Annotated in this window: 19 protein-coding genes and 1 tRNA gene; 10 read left to right on the top strand and 10 right to left on the bottom strand. The window is 63.5% G+C overall.

Annotated elements, in window-relative coordinates:
- Positions 1–10: 10 nt before the first annotated feature.
- The 6 genes from nikE to ACWHRL_RS15935 form a co-directional block, all read right to left on the bottom strand.
- The gene (gene nikE / locus ACWHRL_RS15960; protein ID WP_447894434.1) at positions 11–835 is read right to left on the bottom strand and encodes a nickel import ATP-binding protein NikE; all 825 of its coding nucleotides are present in this window, start codon (positions 833–835) and stop codon (positions 11–13) included.
- Positions 832–1,623, bottom strand: coding sequence for an ATP-binding cassette domain-containing protein (locus ACWHRL_RS15955; RefSeq protein ID WP_447894433.1), 792 nt, complete (start codon positions 1,621–1,623; stop codon positions 832–834). The genes nikE and ACWHRL_RS15955 overlap by 4 nt, the downstream gene beginning before the upstream one ends.
- A complete protein-coding gene (nikC, locus tag ACWHRL_RS15950) occupies positions 1,620–2,486 on the bottom strand; it encodes a nickel ABC transporter permease subunit NikC (RefSeq protein ID WP_447894432.1) in 867 nt (288 codons plus the stop codon). Before nikC ends, ACWHRL_RS15955 begins: the two co-directional genes overlap by 4 nt.
- Complete coding sequence (gene nikB, locus ACWHRL_RS15945; RefSeq protein ID WP_447894431.1) at positions 2,483–3,427, bottom strand: nickel ABC transporter permease subunit NikB; 945 nt, start codon at positions 3,425–3,427, stop codon at positions 2,483–2,485. The genes nikC and nikB overlap by 4 nt, the downstream gene beginning before the upstream one ends.
- Positions 3,427–4,965 carry a nickel ABC transporter substrate-binding protein gene (gene nikA / locus ACWHRL_RS15940; protein WP_447894430.1) on the bottom strand — a complete coding sequence of 513 codons (1,539 nt, stop codon included), beginning with the start codon at positions 4,963–4,965 and terminating at the stop codon, positions 3,427–3,429. The genes nikB and nikA overlap by 1 nt, the downstream gene beginning before the upstream one ends.
- Positions 4,966–5,170: 205 nt before the next feature.
- Entirely contained in the window at positions 5,171–6,175 is a 1,005-nt protein-coding gene (locus ACWHRL_RS15935) for a zinc ABC transporter substrate-binding protein (RefSeq protein WP_447894429.1), read from the bottom strand.
- Positions 6,176–6,318: 143 nt separating this feature from the next.
- On the opposite strand from ACWHRL_RS15935, the gene ACWHRL_RS15930 reads away from it, so the two are divergent.
- The 5 genes from ACWHRL_RS15930 to ACWHRL_RS15910 are packed head-to-tail and all read left to right on the top strand — an operon-like array spanning position 6,319 to position 10,165.
- Entirely contained in the window at positions 6,319–7,062 is a 744-nt protein-coding gene (locus tag ACWHRL_RS15930; protein WP_447894428.1) for a metal ABC transporter ATP-binding protein, read from the top strand.
- The gene (locus ACWHRL_RS15925) at positions 7,052–7,867 is read left to right on the top strand and encodes a metal ABC transporter permease (protein ID WP_447894427.1); all 816 of its coding nucleotides are present in this window, start codon (positions 7,052–7,054) and stop codon (positions 7,865–7,867) included. Before ACWHRL_RS15930 ends, ACWHRL_RS15925 begins: the two co-directional genes overlap by 11 nt.
- A gap of 38 nt (positions 7,868–7,905) precedes the next feature.
- Positions 7,906–8,556 (top strand): DUF1826 domain-containing protein, encoded by a 651-nt coding sequence (locus ACWHRL_RS15920; RefSeq protein ID WP_447894426.1) that lies wholly within the window; start codon positions 7,906–7,908, stop codon positions 8,554–8,556.
- A gap of 41 nt (positions 8,557–8,597) precedes the next feature.
- A complete protein-coding gene (dksA, locus tag ACWHRL_RS15915; protein WP_447894425.1) occupies positions 8,598–9,092 on the top strand; it encodes an RNA polymerase-binding protein DksA in 495 nt (164 codons plus the stop codon).
- Positions 9,093–9,097: 5 nt separating this feature from the next.
- The gene (locus ACWHRL_RS15910; protein ID WP_447894424.1) at positions 9,098–10,165 is read left to right on the top strand and encodes a CobW family GTP-binding protein; all 1,068 of its coding nucleotides are present in this window, start codon (positions 9,098–9,100) and stop codon (positions 10,163–10,165) included.
- 266 nt (positions 10,166–10,431) lie between these two features.
- Here ACWHRL_RS15910 and ACWHRL_RS15905 read toward each other — a convergent pair.
- Positions 10,432–10,508: transfer RNA gene (locus ACWHRL_RS15905), tRNA-Met, on the bottom strand.
- 273 nt (positions 10,509–10,781) lie between these two features.
- Here ACWHRL_RS15905 and phbB point away from each other — a divergent pair.
- A complete protein-coding gene (gene phbB, locus ACWHRL_RS15900) occupies positions 10,782–11,528 on the top strand; it encodes an acetoacetyl-CoA reductase (RefSeq protein ID WP_447894423.1) in 747 nt (248 codons plus the stop codon).
- A 78-nt stretch (positions 11,529–11,606) separates the two neighbouring features.
- On the opposite strand, the gene ACWHRL_RS15895 is transcribed toward phbB, so the two are convergent.
- A complete protein-coding gene (locus ACWHRL_RS15895; RefSeq protein ID WP_447894422.1) occupies positions 11,607–14,429 on the bottom strand; it encodes a DUF349 domain-containing protein in 2,823 nt (940 codons plus the stop codon).
- Between the two features lie 194 nt (positions 14,430–14,623).
- Between ACWHRL_RS15895 and minC the strand changes: the two genes are divergently transcribed.
- From minC to sbcB, 4 genes are all read left to right on the top strand, one after another.
- Positions 14,624–15,364: a septum site-determining protein MinC gene (minC, locus tag ACWHRL_RS15890; RefSeq protein WP_447894421.1), complete on the top strand. Its 741-nt coding sequence runs from the start codon at positions 14,624–14,626 to the stop codon at positions 15,362–15,364.
- 179 nt (positions 15,365–15,543) lie between these two features.
- Positions 15,544–16,362: a septum site-determining protein MinD gene (gene minD / locus ACWHRL_RS15885; RefSeq protein ID WP_447530033.1), complete on the top strand. Its 819-nt coding sequence runs from the start codon at positions 15,544–15,546 to the stop codon at positions 16,360–16,362.
- Positions 16,359–16,610, top strand: coding sequence for a cell division topological specificity factor MinE (gene minE, locus ACWHRL_RS15880; protein ID WP_447530032.1), 252 nt, complete (start codon positions 16,359–16,361; stop codon positions 16,608–16,610). Before minD ends, minE begins: the two co-directional genes overlap by 4 nt.
- 131 nt (positions 16,611–16,741) lie before the next feature.
- A complete protein-coding gene (gene sbcB / locus ACWHRL_RS15875; protein ID WP_447894420.1) occupies positions 16,742–18,238 on the top strand; it encodes an exodeoxyribonuclease I in 1,497 nt (498 codons plus the stop codon).
- Between the two features lie 22 nt (positions 18,239–18,260).
- Here sbcB and ACWHRL_RS15870 read toward each other — a convergent pair whose 3' ends face one another.
- Both ACWHRL_RS15870 and ACWHRL_RS15865 read right to left on the bottom strand, forming a co-directional pair.
- Complete coding sequence (locus tag ACWHRL_RS15870; protein ID WP_447894419.1) at positions 18,261–21,122, bottom strand: insulinase family protein; 2,862 nt, start codon at positions 21,120–21,122, stop codon at positions 18,261–18,263.
- Entirely contained in the window at positions 21,122–21,808 is a 687-nt protein-coding gene (locus ACWHRL_RS15865; protein WP_447894418.1) for an SOS response-associated peptidase, read from the bottom strand. The genes ACWHRL_RS15870 and ACWHRL_RS15865 overlap by 1 nt, the downstream gene beginning before the upstream one ends.
- Between the last annotated feature and the right edge of the window lie 104 nt (positions 21,809–21,912).

The following is a 21,912-nucleotide window of genomic DNA, read 5'->3' as shown; positions in this document are numbered from 1 at the left end:
GGCATAGCCGTTAAAGGACAGTCGCGGGCGCGAGTCGTTCCCCGGGCGGGGCCCCCTTGGCTGGAAAAGCGGGCAGCACCGCGTCCAAAAGTGCCCGGCCCTCGTGGGAGGCAAGCGCCAGCGGCGACGTGACGGGGCTCTCTTCCACCACGCGACCGCGCTCCATGACCAGCACCCGCGAGCAGAAACGCTCGACCAGGCGAAGGTCGTGGGTCACGAACAAAAACGCCACGCCCTGGTCGCGCCTTAACGCCTTGAAGAGCTCCAGCATCTGAATTTGCAGGTGTAGATCCAGATTCGACACCGCTTCGTCGAGTACGATCAGCGACGGCCGGGGCGCCAGTGCCCGGGCGATACATACCCGTTGAAGCTGGCCGCCGCTGAGCTCAAAGGGGTAGCGCGTGGCCATGCGCGCCTCGAGGCCGGTAGCGTCCAGAAGCGTTGCCACCCGCGCGGCGCGCTGCGCGCGGGTGAGCCCGGTCAGGTGGATGAGAGGCTCGCTTATGATCTCGAAAACGCTAAGGCGCGGGCTCACCGCCCCCTGCGGGTCCTGAAACACCATCTGCACCTGGCGGCGAAACGCCAGCCGCTGGGCATGCGTCATGGCCGAAAGCGGCTGCCCCTGAAAGGTCACGGCGCCGCGCGCAGGCGTCTCTAACCCGGTCAAAAGCCGCGCTAGCGTACTCTTGCCGCAGCCGCTGCGGCCCACCATGCCCACCGTTTCGCCCCGTTCGATGGCCATCGACACCGCCTCGAGCACCGGGGCCGGGCGTTTGCCAAAAAGTGCGCGACGGCCATAGGTGTGGCCCAGATCCTGGGTGGCCAAAAAGCTCATGGTGCGCTCCCGGAATGCGGGTAGAGCGACAGGTGCGCCTCGACCAGTCGCCGGGTAACGGCGTGGCTTGGGTGGCTGAATATCGCCGCCACCGTCGCGCTTTCGATGATCCGCCCTTGGTCCATGACCAGCACGCGATCGGCCAGACGCGCGACCACGCCCATGTCGTGGGTCACGAGCAAAAGACCCAGCCCAAAACGCTCGCGCAGCCTGGCCAGCAGGTCGAGAATCGCGCGCTGGTGAACGCTATCAAGGTCGGTGGTGGGTTCGTCGGCAAAGAGAAACGGCGCCTGGCTTGCCAGCGCCAGCGCGATCATTGCCCGCTGAAGCATCCCGCCGCTCATCTCGAAGGGATAGTGCTTGAGCAGGCGTTGAGGCTCGTCGAGCCCCGCGTCGATCATCGCCTGATGAATACGCGGGGTGCGCTCCTTTTTGATCACGCCCAGCGCTTTTAAGCTCTCCTCGGCGTGGTCCTTGAGCGTGCGCACCGGGTTAAAGGCGCTGCGCGGGTTCTGCATGATCGACGCCACCACCCGGCCCCGCAAAAGCGAGGCCGCGATTGGCGCGCCGTCCAGGGTTACCTGGCCGGCGCTTCTCTGCACGCCGCCGGGCAGGGCGTCGAGGGCCGCCGCGCAGGTCAGCGATTTACCCGAGCCGCTGGCACCCACCAGGGCGACGACCTCGCCGCGATTCAGCGTCAGCGAAACGTCGTCCACCAGCCGCTCCTGTGGGGCATCGACTGTCATGTTCGAAAGGCTCAAGGTGCGATGGGGCCGTGGGTCGCTCACAATAGCTGCTCCCGGTGGAGGTGAGGGTCGAGGCGGTCGCGCAGGGCATCGCCAAGCAGATTGAAGGCCATCACGCTGATAAACAGCGCAAGCCCGGGCCAGAGCATCAAAAGCGGCTCGGTCCAGACGAACTGGCGCGCATCCGAGAGCATCACGCCCCACTCCGGCGTCGGGGCGGCCACCCCCAGGCCCAGAAACGAAAGGCTTGATACGTGCAGCATGATGTGGCCGATATCCAGCGATGCCAGTACCGCCAGCTGCGAAAACGTGGCCGGCAGCAGGTGGCGCAGGAACACCTGCGTTCGGCTGGCGCCGGCCATGGTGGCGGCGCTGATGAAATCGCGGTGTTTGAGGGAGAGCACGACGGCTCGGGTGATGCGCGCGTACCAGGCCCAGTGCGAAAGCGCGATGGCGAGCACCACGTTGGTAAGCCCGGTGCCAAGCACAGCGATCATGAAAAGCGACAGCACGAAGGTGGGAAACGTCAGGAAAATGTCGATCAGGCGCATGATCACCTGGTCGGTGCGCCCGCCGATGAAACCGGCACTGCCGCCGACCCCGATCCCCAGCAGCAACATCAACGAAAGCGTGATGGCCACCACGCCCAGCGAGACCTGCGTGCCCGCCATCAGGCGGGTGAGAATGTCCCGCCCAAGGTGGTCCGTGCCTAGCCAGTGTGCGGCGCCGGGCGGCGTTAGACGCTCGGCCAGCACCACCGCATTGGGGTCGTAGGGCGAAAGCCAGCCGCCGAATAGCGCAGCGCCGGCCAGTGCCGCCAGCAGCAAAAACGCGACCCGTGTGCTCGGGCGCGCCTGGCGCCACCCGCCCTGGCGGCGCGGCGCGGTCGTGGCGGGCGTGTTCATTGCACCCCCTCGTGGGAGACGCGAATGCGCGGGTCCGCCCAGGCGTAAACGATATCGACGATCAAATTGCACACTACGAAGATCGCCACCAGAAGCAGTGTGAAGCACTGGATGACCGGGTAGTCGCGATTGAAGATCGCCGACACCGCGAAGCGGCCAACGCCTGGCCAGCCGAAGATACTTTCGATGATCAACGTACCGCCGATCAACTCGCCGATATGCATGCCGGAGGCGGTAATAATAGGCAAAAGGGCGTTTCGAAAGACGTGGCGGCGTTCGACATCGCGCTCACCGAGACCGCGCAGGCGGGCGTAGCGCGCGTGGCGCTGGCCGGCGACCTCCAGCATGCTGGCGCGCAGCATTCGCGCGTTGATCGAAAGCGACATCAGCGAGACCGCCACCGCCGGCATGATGAGGTGCGCGATGCTTCCGTAACCCATGGGCGGCAGCCACCCAAGGGTCACCGAAAACAGCAGCACCAGCAGAAAGCCGAGCCAAAAGTTGGGCATGGAAACGCCGAAAAAGGCGATCAATCGCACCGCCGCATCTGGCCCGCGGTGATGGTGGCGCGCCGCCCAGCGCCCCAGCGGTATCGAGACGACGAGTGTCAGAACGAAGGCCGCTCCCGCCAGCTGCAGCGTGGCGGGCAGAAAATGAAGAAGATCCGGCCACACCGGCCGCTGGGTCGCGTAGGAGACGCCAAAATCCAGGCGCAGTGCGCTCGAAAGCCAGTCCAGGTACTGCTTGATCAAAGGCTGGTCGAGCCCCAGCGCCGCTCGGGCGTGTTCCAGTGCCTCGGCGGTCGGCGGCACTTGGGAAAGTCGCAGGTAGTCCAGCGCCGGGTCCGACGCCCCCAGGCGCAGCAGCAAAAAAATCAGGCTCGAGGCGGCCAGCAGCAATAGCGGCAGCAACAGCAGGCGTTTGGCAATGAACCCCGCCATCAGTCGGCGTGCTCCGGGGTAAAGCGCTCGAAGGGGATCTCGCCTGGCATGGCGCCGAAGTGAATCGCCCCGATAGCCGGGTCCGCCACCGCGAGCACGTTGCTATAGGTCAGCGGCAGATAAATGGCGGCCTCGTGCAGGCGGGTCAGCAGCGTCTCGAAGAGCGCCTGGCGGTTCTGTTCATCCGTCGAGACCAGAATCTCTTTGATCAACGCATCGATTTCCGCCTTGTCCGGCAAGCCCAGCTGTGCCTGGTAGTCGGCGTGGGCGGGCACGCGCATGGCGCTAATGAAGGCGTGCGGGTCGAAGGGCGCCCCCCAGGTGCGGTTGAAGATCATGCCAAAGCGGCCGTCGCGCTGGCGGGCATAGACGCTGCTCTCCTCCTCGCCGATCAGGCGGATCTGAATACCCACCTGACCAAGCTCGGCCTGAATGATCTCCGCCATGGATTTCGCCACGGCATCGTTGCCCACGAAGACCAGATCGATGAGCAGCGGCTCGCCCTCTTTGGTACGAACGCCGCGGTCCATCGTCCAGCCCGCTTCGTCGAGCAGCTCGGCGGCGCGTTCGCGATCAAACTCGTAAGGCGCCAGGTCCACATCGGCGTAGGGCACGCTTGGCGCAAATAGCGAATCCGCAGCATGCTGAGTGTTGTAGAACACACTCTCTACAATGCCGGCTTTATCCACCGCGTGATTGATCGCCTGGCGTACGGCGCGCTCGCGTGTGGCGCCATGCTGGCTATTGAGCGCCAGCATCAGCGTCTCGGCCGGCTCTGAAAGCGCGGTGGTGTAGCGCCCGCTATCGGCCAGGCGCTGAAAGGTATCCGGCGAAACCGGCCCTTCGGCGCCGTAGATCAAATCGATGCTGCCGGTTTGCAGCGCGATGGCGCGGGTGTTGGGGTCGGGAATCACGCGGACATCGATCTCATCGAAGTCCGGTGTCTGGCCCCAGTAGTGTTCGTTTTGCGCAAAGCGGTCAAACTCGCCCAGGCGCGTCTCGTCGAGCACCCAGGGGCCCGTGCCGATCGGTGCCAGGACGCCACCGGCGCTGTCATCGAGCTGCGACGGTGCCACGAAGCGAAAGGGGCGGGGCAGGGTAAGATCCTGCAGGGCCGGGTAGTAGGGCTCGGCCAGGGTCAGCTCGACGGTATCATCACTAAGCGCGCGGACGTGCTCGATCTGATTGACGAGCTCGAGCCAGGCGTGGGGGGCTGGATGGTCAAGCACCGCCTCGAAATTGGCCACCACCGCCGCCGCGTCGAAGGGCTCGCCATTGGAGAACGTGACGTCGTTGCGCAGATGAAAGGTGTAGGTGCGCTTGTCCCTGGAGACCTCCCAGGAGCGAGCCAACCAGGGTGCCACCGACCCATCCGATTGATACTTTACCAGCGGCTCGTACACCATGGATTGAGCAAACATCTGATTGGGCGTGTAGCCGTGCGGGTTCAAGGGGCCCACGTTGCTCGGCCAGGAGAAACTGAGGCGTGTCTGCGCCTGAGCCTGACCGGTAAGCCCCAGGGTTAAAGAGAGTGCCAACAGGGCACCAAGAGCTGCGCGCACGGCTACCTCGGAAGTCTTGAAGAGTATGATGAATCATCAAAATTATCATACTTGGGCGCCGGGGCGTAGATGGGGGGCGACTCTCTGCCGCCTTGGTGTTTGGCGGCAGCGCTTTAGATAGCCCTCTTCATAAGTGCATCCCCCGCGTGCCGAGTGGGCAGTCGGCACGCAGGTCGAGTGTTTAAAGCGAAGCGCTGCAACGCGTGATTTCCTCGGCTATTTGCTCCAAAAGCGCTGTATAAAGCGCCTCGCCCACCGGCAAGCCGACCCCCAGCGGATCGAGTACGCCTATATACGCCGAGGTGTCGCCAAAGACGTTGTTGACGAGCCGGGCATTGAACTGGGGCTCGCTGAACACGCACTGGATATTTTCATCGCGCACCAGCGCCTGTAGCGCTTCGATACGCGCCGGGCTCGGCGAGGAGGCGTCGCCGAGGGAAATCGCCCCGGCGGCGGGCACGTCAAACGCCTCCTCGAAGTACTGATAGGCGTCGTGGAAGACGATGTAGCGGGTGTCATGGTGCTCGGCCAGGCGCCCCTCCAGCCTTTTCTGCAGCTCGGTGAGCGTATCCCGGCCGCGTTCGGCGTTTGCCCGGTAGTCGTCGGCGTTGTCCGGGTCGAGCTCGCCAAGCTGCTCGGCGATCACGCTCAGCCATTGACGGGCGTTGGCGGGCGAAAGCCAAGCGTGGGGGTTGGTGCCTTCGTGGCTATGGCTGTGGTCGTGTCCGTGATCATGGGCGTGCTCGTGCTCGTGCTCGTGCTCATGATCGTGGTCATGCGTGTGCTGGTGATCATGAGCGTGATCGTGCCCGTCGCTGTCGTCGAGGGCAAAAGTGGCGCCGTCGCGGTACTCGAGTGTGTTGGTGCCGGGGGCGTTCAAGAGCTCGAGGTGATGAGCCTCGCCGGCAAGGTTTTCGATCGGCGTGGTGAGCCAGGGCGTCAGGTCGCTGCTCACCCAGATCACCAGATCGGCGTCGTCCAGGGTTTGCGCCTCCGAGGGGCGCAGGGAGTAACCGTGGGGCGAGGCGCCGGGCTGGATGAAAAGCGCCGGCGCGCCGTGCTCGCCCATGACCGTGGCGACCAGCGAATGAACCGGGGGGATGTCCACCGCTACGCTTGGGACATCCGCGGCGGCGGCGAGAGGGAAAGCCGCCAAAAGAGACCATGATAGACGCGCTGATTGCATGCTGTGCTCCTGAAAGCCTGTAAACGCGCGTCGTTGACGCGAGACGCGTAAGTGATGGGTGAGACATTCATCGATGATGGCAGTCGCCAATATCTGTATTATATGTTATAACATAACAAATACACATAAGGCGATGGTTATCCATGGGATTAGCTCAACACGTACAGAGCGACGCACTCGTGACCGTCTCCCGGCTGAACGTCCGGTTCGGCGGGGAGCTCGTCTTGCAGGATATCGATCTGGCGCTCTATCGACACCAGGTGGTCACGTTGATCGGCCCCAATGGTTCCGGGAAGTCGACCCTGGTCAAGGCGCTAGTGGGAGCGGTGAAGCCCGCCTCGGGTCGGGTAGAGGTGCGCCCGAACCAACGCATCGGCTATGTGCCGCAGCGGCTTCACCTCGACCCGACGCTCCCCATGACGGTCAAGCGCTTCATCGACCTGCCGCGTCGCCATGATCCAGGCGAGGTGGACCAGGCGCTCGAAGAGGCTGGCGCTCGACATTTATTGAAGGCGTCGATGAGCGCGCTCTCCGGCGGCCAGCTGCAACGCGTGCTGCTGGCGCGGGCGTTACTGGTCAAGCCCGACATCCTGATTCTTGATGAAGCCACCCAGGGGCTCGATCAACGTGGCACGGCCGAGTTCTACCAGCGTATCGAAACCGTGCGGGAGCGCTACGGGTGCGCCGTGCTAATGGTCAGCCACGACCTGAACGTCGTGATGCGCACCGCCGACCACGTGCTGTGTTTGAACCGCACGCTCTGCTGCGAGGGTAAGCCCGAGCGCGTGGCGGTCTCGCCGGACTACCAGGCGCTGTTCGGCGAAGAGACCGCCCGAACGCTTGCGCTTTACCGCCATCATCACGAGGCGCCCGCCCATGCTGGATGACTTCATGGTGCGGGCGATGCTCGCCGGTGCGCTGGTGGCCTTGGCAGCCGCCCCGCTTGGCTGCTTCGTGGTCTGGCGGCGCATGGCTTATTTTGGCGATGCCACCGCCCATGCCGCCATTCTCGGCGTAGCGCTGGCGCTTTTGATGAATATCTCGATTTTTGCCGGGGTGCTGGTCGTAGCCCTTCTCATGGCCGGCAGTGTCTCGCTGCTCAGCGGCCGGGGCTACGCCATGGACACGCTGCTCGGGGTCGCTGCTCACTCGGCGCTGGCGCTTGGTCTGGTCGCCGTATCGTTTCTTTCCGGGGTGCGCATCGATCTCAGCGCCTATCTGTTCGGCGACATTCTCGCCGTGGGCAAGGCCGACCTGTGGTTCATCGGCGGTGGCGCCGTGCTGGTGCTGGCGCTTTTATTCTGGCGCTGGCCTTCGCTTTTGATGGCCACCCTGAGCGACGAGCTGGCCCACGCAAGCGGCATCGACCCGCGCCGCGAGCAGCTCGTGCTGACCCTGGCGTTGGCCGTGGTGGTGGCCGTGGCGCTGAAGGTGGTAGGCGTTTTGCTGATCACGGCGCTTCTGATCATTCCGGCGGCGGCGGCGCGGCCCTTTTGCCGCACGCCGGAGGCCATGGCGGCTGGCGCTATCGCCGCTGCGCTCATCGCGGTGACCGGCGGGCTCAAGGCGGCCTACGTGGCCGACACGCCCACCGGCCCGACGATGGTCGCCCTCGCAGCGGTGCTGTTCGTGCTGGCTACGCTTGCAAGCCAGGGCTGGCGCCTCGCTCATCGTTTGAAGGCGCGGTTTTAACACCGCGCTCTCTTTTGTCACCCTCTCGGGAGATTCTCATGACTCAACGACTCGCCTCTGACGCAGCCATGCCCGCCCACGCCGCGGCGAATGACGACATCAGCGTGCTGCCGCGCATCTTCGAGGATGCGGTCAACATCGCCATTCTCCAGCGGGCGCTGCCAGCGGATATCACCCTCAGCGCCAGGGCGCAGTGCCAGACCGAGCGCGCCTGGCAGTTCAACTGGCTGGGGGCGGTCGATGACGCCTTTAGCGCCGACCTTTGCCGCCACCTGCCCGCCCCGCAGGCGGGGGAGGCGCTGATCGAGGACATCACCACCGTGGCGTCGGCCATCGCCTTTTTGTTCGAGACCGAGACGGTGGGCGTTCGCCTGCGTCTCTTGACCAGCGCCATGTGCCCGCGCTTTCACTGCGACAACCTGCCCGTGCGCCTGGTGACGACCTACGTAGGGCCGAGCAGCGAATGGCTGCCGGAGCGCGCGATCAATCGAGCCGGCCTGGGGGCACCGCGCCCGGAGCGCCCGGACATTATCACCGACCCGGGTGCTATCCAGCGGCTTTCGAGCGGCGACATCGCACTGGTCAAGGGCAGCGGCTGGGTCGGGTGCGAAGAGCGCGCCCTGGTGCACCGAAGCCCGGCGCTCGATGGCCAGGAAAAGCGTCTTTTGATGACCATCGACCCAGCCTGATTCAGGCTCGGAATGTCATTTTTAAATTTAAAGGGAGCGTCATGAGCGAACCCGCAGAGAAGCCGCCTGAAGCCAAGGACGGTGCTGTCTCCGAGACGGTAGAGCCCGGCGCGAAAGCGCCGATCTCCAAGGAAGTCCTGCTGGCCATGCCGGACAGTGACTACATGAACGATCGCCAGCGGGCGTTTTTCCGTCAGCGGCTGCTGGATGAACGCCACGAAATCGAGGAGCGATTGAAAGACGTGAAGGAGGCGATCGCCTCCCACGAGCGCGACAGCGACGAGGCCGACCAAGCCTCTTTCGAGGAGGAGCTACAGCTTTCGCTTCGCCAGGCGGGCCGTGAAAGCCGTTTGGTGACCAACATCGACGCCGCTCTGAAGCGCATCGAAAGCGGCGAGTACGGCTATTGCGAGGAGACCGGCGAACCCATCGGCATTGCCCGGCTGCTGTTCCGGCCCACGGCCCGGCTCTGTATCGAGGCCAAGGAGCGCCAGGAACAACAGGAAAACCACTACCGCAAGACGCGTTGGGAGTAGCCGCCATGACCGCGCCTTCATCCATCCCCATCAACGTGCTCACCGGTTTTCTGGGTAGCGGCAAGACCACGCTGCTCAACCGCTGGGTGCGCCAGTCCTCCATGGCCAATACGCTGGTGGTCATCAACGAGTTCGGCGAGATCGGCCTCGACCATCAGCTCATCACCCAAAGCGACGAGCAGGCGGTGGTCGAGATGAGCAGCGGCTGTCTGTGCTGCACGCTGCGCGGTGACTTGAGTCGCACGCTGCGCGAAGCGCTTGATGATCTCGACGCCCAGGGCAAGCCTGCGCCCTTGCGCGTGGTGATCGAAACCACCGGCTTGGCGGTGCCCACCTCCATTTTGCAGCTGCTGATGACCGACACTTGGCTGGTGCAGCGCTTCCGGCTCGACAGCGTGGTGTGCTGCGTGGACGCGTTGAATGGTGCGGCGACCCTGGCCGCGCATGACGAGTCGACCCAGCAGGTGGCCGTGGCGGATAAGCTCTTGATCACCAAAACCGATTTGGCTGATGAGCCGGTAGTGTCAACGCTTGCCCACCAGCTTGCGCGGCTCAACCCGACCGCCGAGCAGTGGCAGGTAGTGGACGGCAAGCTCTCGGCGAGCCTGTTGGTGGACGCCGGGCTCTACGCTGGTAAAGAAGGCTACCGGGTCGAGCAGTGGCTCAAGGCCGGGCGTTACACGATCGAGCCCGCCGAGGGGCACGCTGGCACTGCTATTTCGTTAAGCCGCCAGCCGTTGTCCGATACCGCCCACCATAACGATTCGATCAAGTCATTCTGCTTCAGCGTGGAGGAGCGCATCCACCCGGACACGCTGGAGAGCTGGCTGGATATTTTGATGTCGCTAATGGGCGAACGGATGCTGCGCATCAAGGCGGTCGTGCACCTCACCGACCGCGAGGCGCCGCTGGCGATCCACGGCGTCCAGCAGATCTTCCACCCGCCCGCGGAGCTCCCTCTAGCGAGCGTGAGCGATCGGATTTCGCGATTCGTGTTCATCACCCGAGACGTGTCGCCGGAAACGGTGGCCGAGATGTATCACTTCTTCAGCGCTTCGAAGGGGAGTGCTTGAGGTAGCACTTGAGATAGCACCTTGAGAGGATGCTTTATGGCCCCGGCCCGACGCGCTTTTCTCGCATATCGCCATTCTCCAGACACAAAAAAGCCGCTACCTTTCGGTAACGGCTTTTTCGTAGAAGATGGTAGCGGGGGCTGGATTTGGGCTGATGACCTTCCAGGGCTTATAAAGAGCTGAGCCCGACGCGCTTTTCCAGCATATCGCCATTCCCTAGACACAAAAAAGCCGCTACCTTTCGGTAACGGCTTTTTCGTAGAAGATGGTAGCGGGGACCGGATTTGAACCGATGACCTTCGGGTTATGAGCCCGACGAGCTACCAGACTGCTCCACCCCGCATCAACGTGTGGCGTATTCTACGCATATTTGGGCCCGCGTCAATGGTTTATATAAAGTTTTCCTGTTGAAGCCCGTTTGATTCATCGTGCTGCAACATTGGCGTAGTAACGCTATGCTTTTAAGACGCCTTGCAAAGCGCGGGTGTCGAGGAAAAGAAGATAACAACACGGTGCGCGATAAGCCGACGCGTTTATGCGCCAATTTAGAGTGGCTTGCGGCGCTACGGGCGTTTACGTTTGGTGCAGGCCATTTGTCATATCAGGGAGGTAGTCAATGGCTAATCAACCCCAGGTTGCTTGGGTGACGGGCGGAACGGGTGGCATCGGTACGGCGATTTGCCGGTCGCTGGCCGAGGCGGGGTACCAGGTCGTGGCCGGGTATCGTAATCCGGAAAAAGCCAAAACGTGGCTGGAGAGTCAAAAAGCCGACGGTTTCGACAACATCGCGCTTTCCGGTGTCGATCTATCGGACTACCAGGCGTGTATGGACGGCGCCCGGGAGATCACCGAAACCCACGGCCCCATCAGCGTGTTGGTTAACTGTGCCGGCATCACCCGGGACGGTACGTTGAAGAAGATGGACCAGGCGCAGTGGAGCGAGGTCATCGATACCAACCTCAATAGCGTGTTCAATACCTGCCGCAGTGTCATCAACCCCATGCTCGAGCAGGCGTATGGGCGCATCATCAATATCTCCTCCATCAACGGGCGCAAGGGCCAGTTCGGCCAGGTCAACTACGCCGCCGCCAAGGCGGGGATGCACGGTCTGACCATGTCGCTGGCACAGGAAACGGCCACCAAAGGCATTACGGTCAATACCGTCTCCCCCGGTTACATTGCCACCGATATGATCATGAATATCCCCGAGAAGGTGCGCGAGGCGATTCGCGAAACCATTCCCGTGAAGCGCTACGGTACGCCGGAAGAGATCGGCCGGCTGGTCGCGTTTCTGGCCGACCAACAGTCGGGCTTTATCACCGGCGCCAATATCGATATCAACGGCGGCCAGTTCATGGGCTAGTCGCGGGCATAGCGTCCGCGCGGGTGTCCGCGCATGAGCAAGCGCAAATAAAAGGGGGAGGCCAAAAGCCTCCCTTTTTTAGTGCTCGCCTGGTGCGCCAGGCGAGGGTAGTTGTGCCAGATGGCCCAGCAGGCTATCGAGCTCACCGGCTTCGCGTTGCCAAATCTCGTTCGGCATGGGGCCGAGCGCTAAAAGGGCCTCGAGAATCGCCTGGGTCTCTTCGGCCTGACTGCGCTCGCCGCTCAACCCTTCGTTCAAACGCTCGACCTGAATGGCCAGGCGCAGCGGCTCGTCCTGGGGTTTGACGCTACCCACCGCCAGTAGCGAAAGGTGCACGCGAAGCTTCGCCAGCGCCTCGTTGAGCGCCTGGTGTGCCTGGTCAGAAAAGGGCTGGGCGTTGCCGCGCGCGGCGTTGCGCCGCTGGTGGGCTTTCAAAAACGCGCCGGAAAGCGGTGCCCCCAAGACGTCAGCGGCGTCCACCGGGGTAGCGGCTGACTGCTCGAGGGCGGCGTGGTCGGCGGCCAGGTGCGCCTTGATCAGCGGCGTAAGCGCCTGCCACTGATCCACGATGGCCGCCACCGCCAGGCGGCTCAGCCGGTCGCGCCGAGCGCGAACGATCCCACTCAAGCGGCGCTGCATCCCTTCGCTTCGCCGGTTGCGCGGCAGCGGCTCCAACTGTTGGGCGCGTTGAATGAAAGCCTCGAGGGTGGTGGCGTCATCGGCTTTGGCGGGCTGCCAGCTATCCATTTCGTCGATGAGCGTCTGCATGTCGTCGAGCTTCTGCTGCTGGCGGGCCGCTTGCTCGTTTTTATGCGCGTCGCGCTGGGCGAAGAGCTGGTCACAGGCGTGGCGGAAGTGTTTCCAGAGCGCCTGCTCCTCGCCCTTGGGCGCCCGGCCCAGGCTTCGCCACTGCTGCTGAAGCGTCTTGGCGCGCTGAATGCGCTCGTTGAGTGGCTGCTCGGCGTCGTGTAGAAGCGCCTGAACCTCCTCGATCAACGCCCGCTTTTGCGCGGCGATCTGCTCGGCGCGTTGGTCGATCAGTGCTTGCAGTCGGTGGCGTACCTTGCCAAAGCGCCGGCCCACCGCTTCCGAGGCCTCGCGCGGCACCGGGGCGTATTCGCGCCATTGGTGGCGTGCCTTGTCGCGAATTTCGCGCAGCACGTCCGGGTCGGCGTTTTCAGAGGGTTGCTCGCAAAGCGTTTCGAGCTGTTCGCAGAGCTCTTCGCGGCGGCGAAGGTTGGCGCTGCGCGTCTGCTCCAGCGTCTCGCGCCAGGGGGCCAGGCGCTCGTGGATACGCTCCGATGCGTGACGAAAGCGCGCCGCAAGCTCGCGGCTGGCCGCCGCGTCGCCCAGCGCCTTCCACTCCTTGACGAGCTGGCGGTGGCGGCGGTCCAGCGCCGGCTCGGCCATGTAAGTATCGTCGGCGAGCGCCTCGATGCTCGTACAGAGCTGTTCGCGCTTGGGCCCGGCCACGAAGCCGCGCCAGTCGCGAAGCTCGGCCAACTGCGCGCCCAGGTGCTTCAAGCGCGCCTTGAGCGGTTTGGCCTTTGGCGTGTCGAGCGCCTCGAGGGTGGGTTTCAGGCGCTGGTGAAGCCGGCTGGCGCTTTTGAACGCGCCACGCTCGAGCATGTGCTCGAAGTTATCGAGCTCGGCGTCGAGCGCCTCCAAAGAGGGGCTATCCCGTTGGCTTTGCTGCTGGTCGAGCGCAAAAAGCTCGAGGGCGCGCTGTAGAAGCGCTGGTTTGGAAAGCGTCTCGGGCCAGGCAAGCGAGGACGTAAGCTCGGCAAGCGTCTTCAGGTCGTGGTTGGCCAGCGCCGTTTCGAAGGCGGGCTGGTGGCTTTGCCAGCGCTGCCAGGCCTCCATGACGCGCTCGTACTCATCGAGCGCCTGGGTGTAGCGCGCCTGGGCGGTTTCCGGCGCGGCGTGCTGGTCGGAAAGTGACTGCCAGCGCTGGCCCAAAAGTTGGCGCTGGGCGCGCAGGCTGTCGATATCCTGGAGCGTTACGGCCTCGGCGTGATCGAGCCCGCGCAAGGTTTGCTCCAGCCCTGCCAGCAGCTGCTCGCGGGTGGTCTCCACTTCGTCGCGGTGAAGTTGGTTCTGCTGGCGGGCCTGCTCCTGGGTTTCGTGGTCGCTCAAGGTTTTGCGCGCGCCCAGGCTCGCGCGATGAAAGCGCTCCTCCTGGTCGGCGCTCGGCGGGTGTTCGAGCTTTCGCCATTCGCGCTCCAGATGGCGAAGGCGCCCGCCGTAAAGCGGCTCCCAGGGGGCGCCCGCGAGCTGCTCGAGCTTGGTTAAAAGCTCCTCGCGGCGGGCCTTTTGCTGCTCGAGCCAGGCGCTGTCGTGGCGAAGTTTGTCCAGCTTTTCCCGCGCCAGGCGCATGACGTGGCGGTCGCGGCGCGCCTGTTTTAAAAGCCGCTTCAGGCTCTCTTCGTCTTCGATACGCTCGGCGGCCCGGTGGCGGACGCTGGCCACGCCGTTGTGGCACGCCTGGTGGATCAAATCGGCGTCGTCGGTCAGCGCGGCCAGGGCGGTCAGGCGCAAATCCAGGTTGTCGCCGCGCAGGGCAATATCGTTTAGCAGCGCCTTATCGGTTAGCGTAGCGGTAAGCTGACACCGGGTGTGAAGGCTGGTCTGGCCCTGACGACCGGTGAGCCGTTCCAGGGCGGCGTTATACCACGGGGCATTCTCGCCCTGATCGGGAAGGCGGCTGACCAGCGTCTCGATATCGTCCAGTGCCTGCAATGCGGCAAGCTGGATATCGGGTTTTGGATCATCGGCAAGCGCTTTCAAGGCCTCGCGCTGTTCTGATTGTTGTGGGTCCAGTTGATGGAGTGCCTTGAGGCGGACCTCGGCGTCGGGGTGCTGCCACCGAGGCGCGAACAGGCGTCTTAACAGTCCGTGCATGAATCATCCTGCAAGAAGGTGCGTCGCGTGAAAAAAATCAGTCGTCGGTGCTTTGGTAGTTGCAGTCACCGGCGCTGTCGCTTAGCTTTGCCATTGGTAATGTGACTTTGCGCCTGGAATCCAGCGGGCCTTCACATCCCCGGCGCGAGATTGCGCTACGATTATCTTACCTGAACATGACATGGAGTTCGGCCATGAGCCTCAATGCCGATAGTGCCGACAACGCCTTTACCTTTAAAGGCGGCATGCTGCCCATGACGGTCATGGAGTTAAGCAGTGCCGACCCCGAGCAGATCAGGCGTCAACTGGCCGGCAAACTCTCACAATCCCCCGCGTTCTTTCAGCATACACCGGTTGTACTGAGCGTGGAAAAGCTCGATGAACCGCACCTGGCCCTGGAGCGTATTTGCGCGGTGTGCCGCGACCACAAGCTTTTGCCGGTCGCGGTACGCGGCGGCCCGGAGCCGGTTCGCCAGTCGGCCTGGGCGCTCGGCCTTGGCTGGTTCGCCCCGGTCGAAGAGAGCCGAGCGCGAGCCCTTGAAAGCGTAGAGCCCACCAGCGCCCCGGTCGAACCCGCCGTCGAGGCGGGCAGCGACCCCGTGGCGGTGGCGACCCGGTTATTTCGCGGTACCGTGCGCTCGGGCCAACAGGTGAGCGCCGCCGAAGGTGATTTGATCGTCATCGGCGCGGTCAACGCCGGCGCCGAGGTGCTGGCTGCGGGCAGTATTCATGTCTACGGGGCACTTCGCGGTCGCGCGCTTGCGGGCATTCACGGTAATACCCACGCCGGCATCTACTGCCGCGAGCTCGAAGCGGAGCTTCTTTCCGTGGCGGGTAACTACAAGCGCCTCGAGGATATCGACCCGAAGCTTTTAGGCGCCGCCGCCCAGGTACACTTCTCCGAGGAGCAGCTCGAGATCAAACTGCTAGCGTAAACCTGAAGTCGATACGCCGTTTGCCTTGGAGGGCGACGGGCGTAGCGACGTACAGGTTGCTTTTCGTTACAGTAAGGCCGTATTGATACGTCTACTGACTGACATTGATGTTCTCGTTGCGCGCGACGACGATAAAAATATCCCCCCGCGATGTAACGACCTCTAAAAGGAAATGACTCTTGGCCAAAATTATTGTAGTGACCTCAGGTAAAGGGGGGGTCGGTAAAACCACCAGCGCGGCGGCCATTGCCACCGGGCTTGCACTGCGCGGCAAAAAAACCGTCGTCATCGACTTCGACGTGGGCCTGCGTAACCTGGATTTGATCATGGGCTGCGAGCGGCGCGTGGTTTACGACCTGGTGAACGTCATTCAGGGCGAGGCGGCGCTCAACCAGGCGCTGATCCGCGACAAGCGCGTAGAAAACCTGTTTATTTTGCCGGCCTCGCAAACCCGCGATAAGGACGCGCTAACCCAGGAAGGCGTGGACGAAGTGCTCGAGCAGCTCCGTGGGGACTTCGATTTCGTGATTTGCGACTCCCCCGCGGGGATCGAGCGCGGCGCGCAACTGGCCATGTACTTCGCCGACGAAGCGGTGGTCGTGACCAACCCGGAAGTCTCCTCGGTGCGCGATTCGGACCGTATTCTCGGGCTTTTGGGCTCCAAGACCCGCCGCGCCGAACAGAGCCTGGACCCGGTCAGGGAACACCTGCTGATCACCCGCTACAACCCGTCAAGGGTGACCTCCGGCGATATGCTCACGCTCGAAGACATTCGCGAGATCCTGGCGATCAATTTGATCGGGCTGATTCCGGAGTCCGAGGCGGTGCTGCGGGCGTCGAACCAGGGCGTGCCGGTCACCCACGACGGCGCAAGCGACGCCGGTCAGGCTTACGCCGATACCGTCTCGCGCCTTTTGGGCGAAGAGATTCCGCTACGCTTTCATGAAGTACAGCGTAAAAGTCTTCTGAACCGCATGTTTGGGGGAGGTCGTCGATGAAACTGCTGGAATTCTTGAAGCGCGAGCGCAAGAAGTCCGCTTCGGTCGCCAAAGAGCGTTTGCAAATCATTGTGGCCCACCAGCGCAGCCAGCGCGGCCAGCCGGACTACATGCCGATGCTCGAGCGCGAACTTCTGGAAGTAGTGCGCCGCTACGTGCACGTCGCGGACGACGCCATTCAGGTGTCGCTGGACAGCGAAGACAACTGCTCGGTGCTCGAGCTCAACGTCACCTTGCCCAAGGAGTGAGCGAGAGGGCGGCATGAAGTGAGTCGAGCAGGGTGGCGGGGCCGGGTGCGGGCGCCCGTGCCGGGTTTGAACTTTTTTGTATAACGGCGTTGTTGTAGGCTGGCGGGATACGTTCACGGGAGTATCCGCACATGGCGCCAGCCAACGCCGCCCCTGCCAGTTTTCTTTGGCACGATTATGAAACCTTCGGCGCCGACCCGCGCCGCGACCGCCCCGCGCAGTTCGCTGCGCTGCGCACCGACGCCGACTTCAACGAGATCGGTGAGCCGGTAGAGATCTACTGCCGGCCCAGTGACGACGCCTTGCCGCACCCCGCCGCTTGTCTGATCACCGGCATTACCCCGCAAAAAGCCCAGCGCCACGGCTTGGCGGAAGCCGAGTTCGCCGGCCAGGTACAGGCGCTCATGGCAGAGCCTGGTACCTGCGCGGTGGGGTATAACAGCCTGCGTTTCGACGACGAAGTCTCGCGTCATCTTTTTTACCGTAACTTCCTCGACCCTTACGCCCGTGAGTGGCAAAACGGCAACTCCCGCTGGGATTTGATCGACGTGGTGCGTGCGTTTTACGCGCTGCGCCCCCAGGGGATCGAGTGGCCCCAACGTGAAGACGGCGCGCCGAGCTTCAAGCTCGAAGACCTGACCGAGGCCAACGGCATTGCCCACGAAGGCGCCCATGACGCGCTAGCGGACGTGCGCGCGACCATCGCGCTGGCAAGGCTACTAAAAGCCCAAAATCCCAGACTCTTCGACTACCTGATGGGACTTCGCGGCAAGCGCGCCGTGGCGGCCCAGCTCGATGTGGCAAGCGCCAAGCCGGTGCTGCACATCTCCCGGCGCTACCCGGCCAGCCGCGCCTGCAGCGCGCTGGTCATGCCGCTGGCCGAGCACCCCACCAACCCCAATGGCGTGATCGTTTTCGACCTGAGCGCCGACCCAAGTGAGCTCACATCGCTGAGTGTCGAGCAGATCCGCCAGCGGGTCTTCGTCAGCCAGCAAGACCTGGCCGAGGGCGAGTCGCGTATTCCGCTGAAGGTGATTCACATCAACCGCTGCCCGGTGGTATTTCCCGCCACGGCATTGAAGGATGTAGAAGGCCCCCAAAAGGGTGAGTACGGCGACATTCAGGCGCGCCTGGGGATGGACGTCGAGCAGTGCCGCGAACACTGGAAGGCGCTGCGCGCGGACCTTTCGGGCGTTGCTCAAAAAGTGGCCGAGGTATTCAACGCAGGCTTCGATGACGCCCCCCAGGACCCGGATCTGATGCTCTACTCGGGCAGCTTCTTCTCCGCGGCAGATCGCCAACAGATGGAGCGGGTTCGGGAAATGGCGCCCTGGGATTTGGTCGGTCAGCGCTTTCCCTTTCAGGACCCGCGGCTGGAGGAGATGCTGTTTCGCTTTCGCGCGCGCAACTACCCCGATACCCTGGAAGGCGAAGAGCGCGAGCAGTGGGAGGCATTTCGCTGGGCGCGATTGAACGACCCGGCGCTTTCCGGCTTTACGCTAAAAGCCTTCGCTCGCGAAATCGAAGGCTACAACCAGCAGCGTTTGACCGACTACCAGCGCCAGGTGCTCGAAGAGGTGGTGATGTTCGTGGAGGCGATGCTGCCCGCTCAGGCGTTCGACGCCTGAGCGGGGAGGTCAAAGCGCCGCTTTAGGGCGCTTCGCGTTCATCGGTGCGCTCGGGGAAGGGCTCAAGGCTCGCCCGGTAGGCGGCGGTGTCGCTGGGGGCATCACCCGGATCGAAGCGCACGTCCAGGGTGCGCTCCATGAGCGAAGGCCAGGCGGCGCGAATGTCATCGGCGCTTACCTCGAGTACCTGCTCGGCCATCTTTTCGCGGCGGTCGAAGCGAATCGGCGTGCGCGCGGTGGCCTGCCAGTAGCGTCCGGCCATGCCGGAAAGGCTCGTATCGCGCTGGGCGTAGCGGCTGGCCACTGCCTGACGGTGAGGCGCAAGCGTCTCGTCATCCAGGGTTTCAAGCTCGTCGGTGGCGCTTTCCAAAAAGCCCTCGATGCGCCGGGCGATCTCGTCGCTTTCGACATCCGCCGACTGAACGATAAAGGCAATGCCCGGGGCGTCCAGCAGCGGCGAATAGCTGGCGCTCACTACGTAGCCGAGCTGCTGCTCGGTGCGCAGGGTTTGGTAGAAAGCGGTATTCAGCCACTGGGCAATGACGATGAGCGCAGCCTGCTCGTCGTCGCTTTGGTCGCGCCCTTGAACGTAGCGAAGCACCAGCGACTCGTCCCGGGCGCTGTCCGGGTGGAGCACCGCGCCGCCCTCATCGATGGCCAGCGGCGTTACATCCAAAATATCTTCGCGGGTCAGGCGCGGGCGCAGCGTGTTGCGAATCAGTGCGGCTTCATCGCGCGCCTGCTCGGCGGTGAGATTGCCCACCGCCATGGCGTCGACGTACAGCTCACTTAAAAAACGCTCTCGAAAGTCTTCCAGGTGGTGGCGCTCGAGACGCTGGCTGGCTGCATACAGCGCGCGGCTATCCCACTGCGGTGTTAGAAGTGCTTCGCCCACCAAGCGGCCGGCCTGATTGTAGAGCGGCGCCTGCGGGGCGTTTTGCCACTCGCGCTGGAGCTGGTAGCGCACCCGCTCGAAGGTCTCGTCGGTGATCTCGGCGGTTTTCAACTGCTCGATCGCCTGCTCGATAAACGGCGTTTGGCCGTCGCGCCAGCCCGAAAACGCCAGCGTCATGCCCCGAGCGTGGGGGTAGGCGTCGAAGGATTGGCCCGCAAGCCAGGCAGGATACAGCGAGGTGCTCAAGCTGTCGTTCAGCCAGCCCGAGAGCATACGCGTCAGCACCGCTTCCTCGGCGGAGTAGCTCGCGCTGGGGTGCTGAAGGCTAATGCGCCACTCGACGCTTGGCGTGTTGAAGCGGCTATCCTGCATGTGCCAGGCGGTAAACGACGGCGCCTCCATCAGGACGTCCGGCCTCTCGTCCTGACCCTCTTCCAGGCTCAGGTCGCTGGCGATAAAGGGGTTGGGCTTGGCAAGCGCCAGTCCGCCAAGCGCTTCACCGCTCGCCTCGGGGGCGGGAAGCTTACGCCACTGGGTATCGAACCAGGGCGAGACGGAATCGCTTTCGACCTCCGCCGCCGAGTAGACGCGGATCATGTTGAAGGGGGTCAACGCGTCCAGATACGCTTGCTGAGCGTCTCTATCCATGCCGTCCATACGGTAGGGCGCGTATTGAACGTCTTCGACCGGATAGCGCGAAAGGCTCATGGCCAGGCGGGTGGCTTCGCCTTGCGGGTCGCCGTGCTGCTGAAAGCGAAACGCCTGCTCGGCAAGCGCGGCTTGCTCTTCGAAGCGCCAGTCCTCGATCCCCTCGCGTTTGATCTCGTTCACCGCGGCAAAGAGCGTGGCCTGAACGTCGTCGAGGCGCTCGGCGCCGCTTTGCGTCAGGTTGATGGACACCACGAACAGCGCGTGTTCGCCGTCGCCCCGGCCCACGCCGGCGCTGAGCCCAAAGGCCAGCCCCGCCTCACGTAGCACGGCTAAAAGACTGCCTTCGCTTTCATCGCCCAGCAGGTGGGCGGCCATTTGCGAGGGCTTGGTGCGGTAATCGCTGGTGGGGTCCGGCACCGGGAAGTAGAAGTTGAGTTGGCGGCGGTCCTCGAAGGATTGGCGCTCGATATAGATCGGTAGGTCATCGCTTAGCGCCAGCGGCTCGTCGATGACCGGCGCCTCGAGGCCGTTGTCCGGAATATCGGCAAAGCGCTCCACGACCCACTCTTCCAGCGTATCGAGCGGCTGCGGGGCGACCACGGCCAGGTTCATGACGTTGGCATCGTAGTGGTGGTGGTAAAAATCGATGATTCGGTCGCGCAGGCTCGTTTCGCCTTCCGGGGGGCTTGCCAGGGTCTCGCGGCTGCCCACGGCAAAGCCGGTGGTCGCGTTGTCCGGGTTCAATACCTGGTCGAGCACGTCGCTTTCCCGGCGCGAATCGTCGCGGATGCGTGCCCGGTACTCGGAGTGGACGATATTACGCTCGCTTTCGAGCTGGTCGGCGTTGAAAAGCGGCGAGAGGAAAAACGCGCTGAAGCGGTCGAGCGCCCCGGGCAGTGCATCCGGCGCCACGTCGAAGAAGTAGTTGGTGTCCTGCTGGGCGGTAAACGCGTTGTGCGAGCCCGCGTTGTTGACAATGTAGCTCTGGTAGGCGTCGGGCTCGGGGTAAGGCTCGGTACCGAGAAACAGCATGTGCTCGAGAAAGTGGGCCAACCCCAATAAATCGTCCGGGTCCTGGGCGCTGCCCACTCGTACGTTCATCGAAGCGGCTGCCTTGTCGGCCTCCGGGTCGCTGACCAGCAGCGCGTGGAGGCCGTTTTCCAGGGTCACGACCCGGTAGTCGCGGGCATCGAAGGGGCTCGTGATCGGAGTGGTGACCTCGGCCACCGGCGCTTCCTCGGCCCATAGGGCAGGGGCATACCCGGTCAGGCTGAGTACCATGCCGGCCGCGGCGTAGCGTAAGGTCAAGGCAGGGGCGGTAGGGTGTGGGCGTAACATTAAAACTCCTCGGGCGCGGTCCATCGCAGCATGGCCCCTTGCGGGTGAGCACAGGCAGCCGACTGGTTGGCTGGGTTATTGACACTCTTTGATACCGGAAAGGCGCCCAACAGTTCCAAAGGTGCCGGGGTCATCAGCGCATGAAAGTGCTCTGACGAGCTTGCCGGGTCCAGCCAGCGATCCAGTGCCGAGGGCTCGATGACCAGTGGCAGCCGGTCGGTCAGCGTGGACAAGCAGACGTTGGCTGGCACGCTGATCAAGGCGGTGGAATCGTTAAACGCGGTCAGCGTGGTGTGGTAGCGACACCAGAGTGCCCCCAGCAGCAGCGGGGCACGGTCGGTCGCGGTGACCAGGTAGGGCTGCTTGCCGCCGGGGCGCTGCTGCCATACGTAAAAGCCGGTCACGGGAATGACGCAGCGTCTCGCGTTGAAGGCTTCTTCGAACATCGCCCGCTTGTCAAGCGACTCGGCCCGGGCGCAGTGCGGGGCATGGTCGAGCACCTTGAGCCAGGGCGGCGTTAGCCCCCAAAAAAGCGGCGTGTGACGAATAACGCCCTGTTCCAGGCGAAGGGCCGATACCGGCTGGCGCGGCGCTAAATTGGGCGAACTAATGAAGGGGTCGCTTTGACTGAGTTCGGGCACCATGCGGGAAAGCGATAGGCGCTGCACGTGTAGGCGTCCCGTCATGCCTGTCTCCTTATAACCCGTGTTAAATATGCTGGGCGCGGGGCGACAAGAATACGCTAAATGTCGTGCATTAGTATCGAAAACAGTGTTCGATGTGAGGTATC

Source organism: Vreelandella sp. GE22 (genome assembly GCF_968212445.1).
Note: the sequence above shows the minus strand (reverse complement) of the source record. Positions and strands in the feature narration are given on the sequence as shown.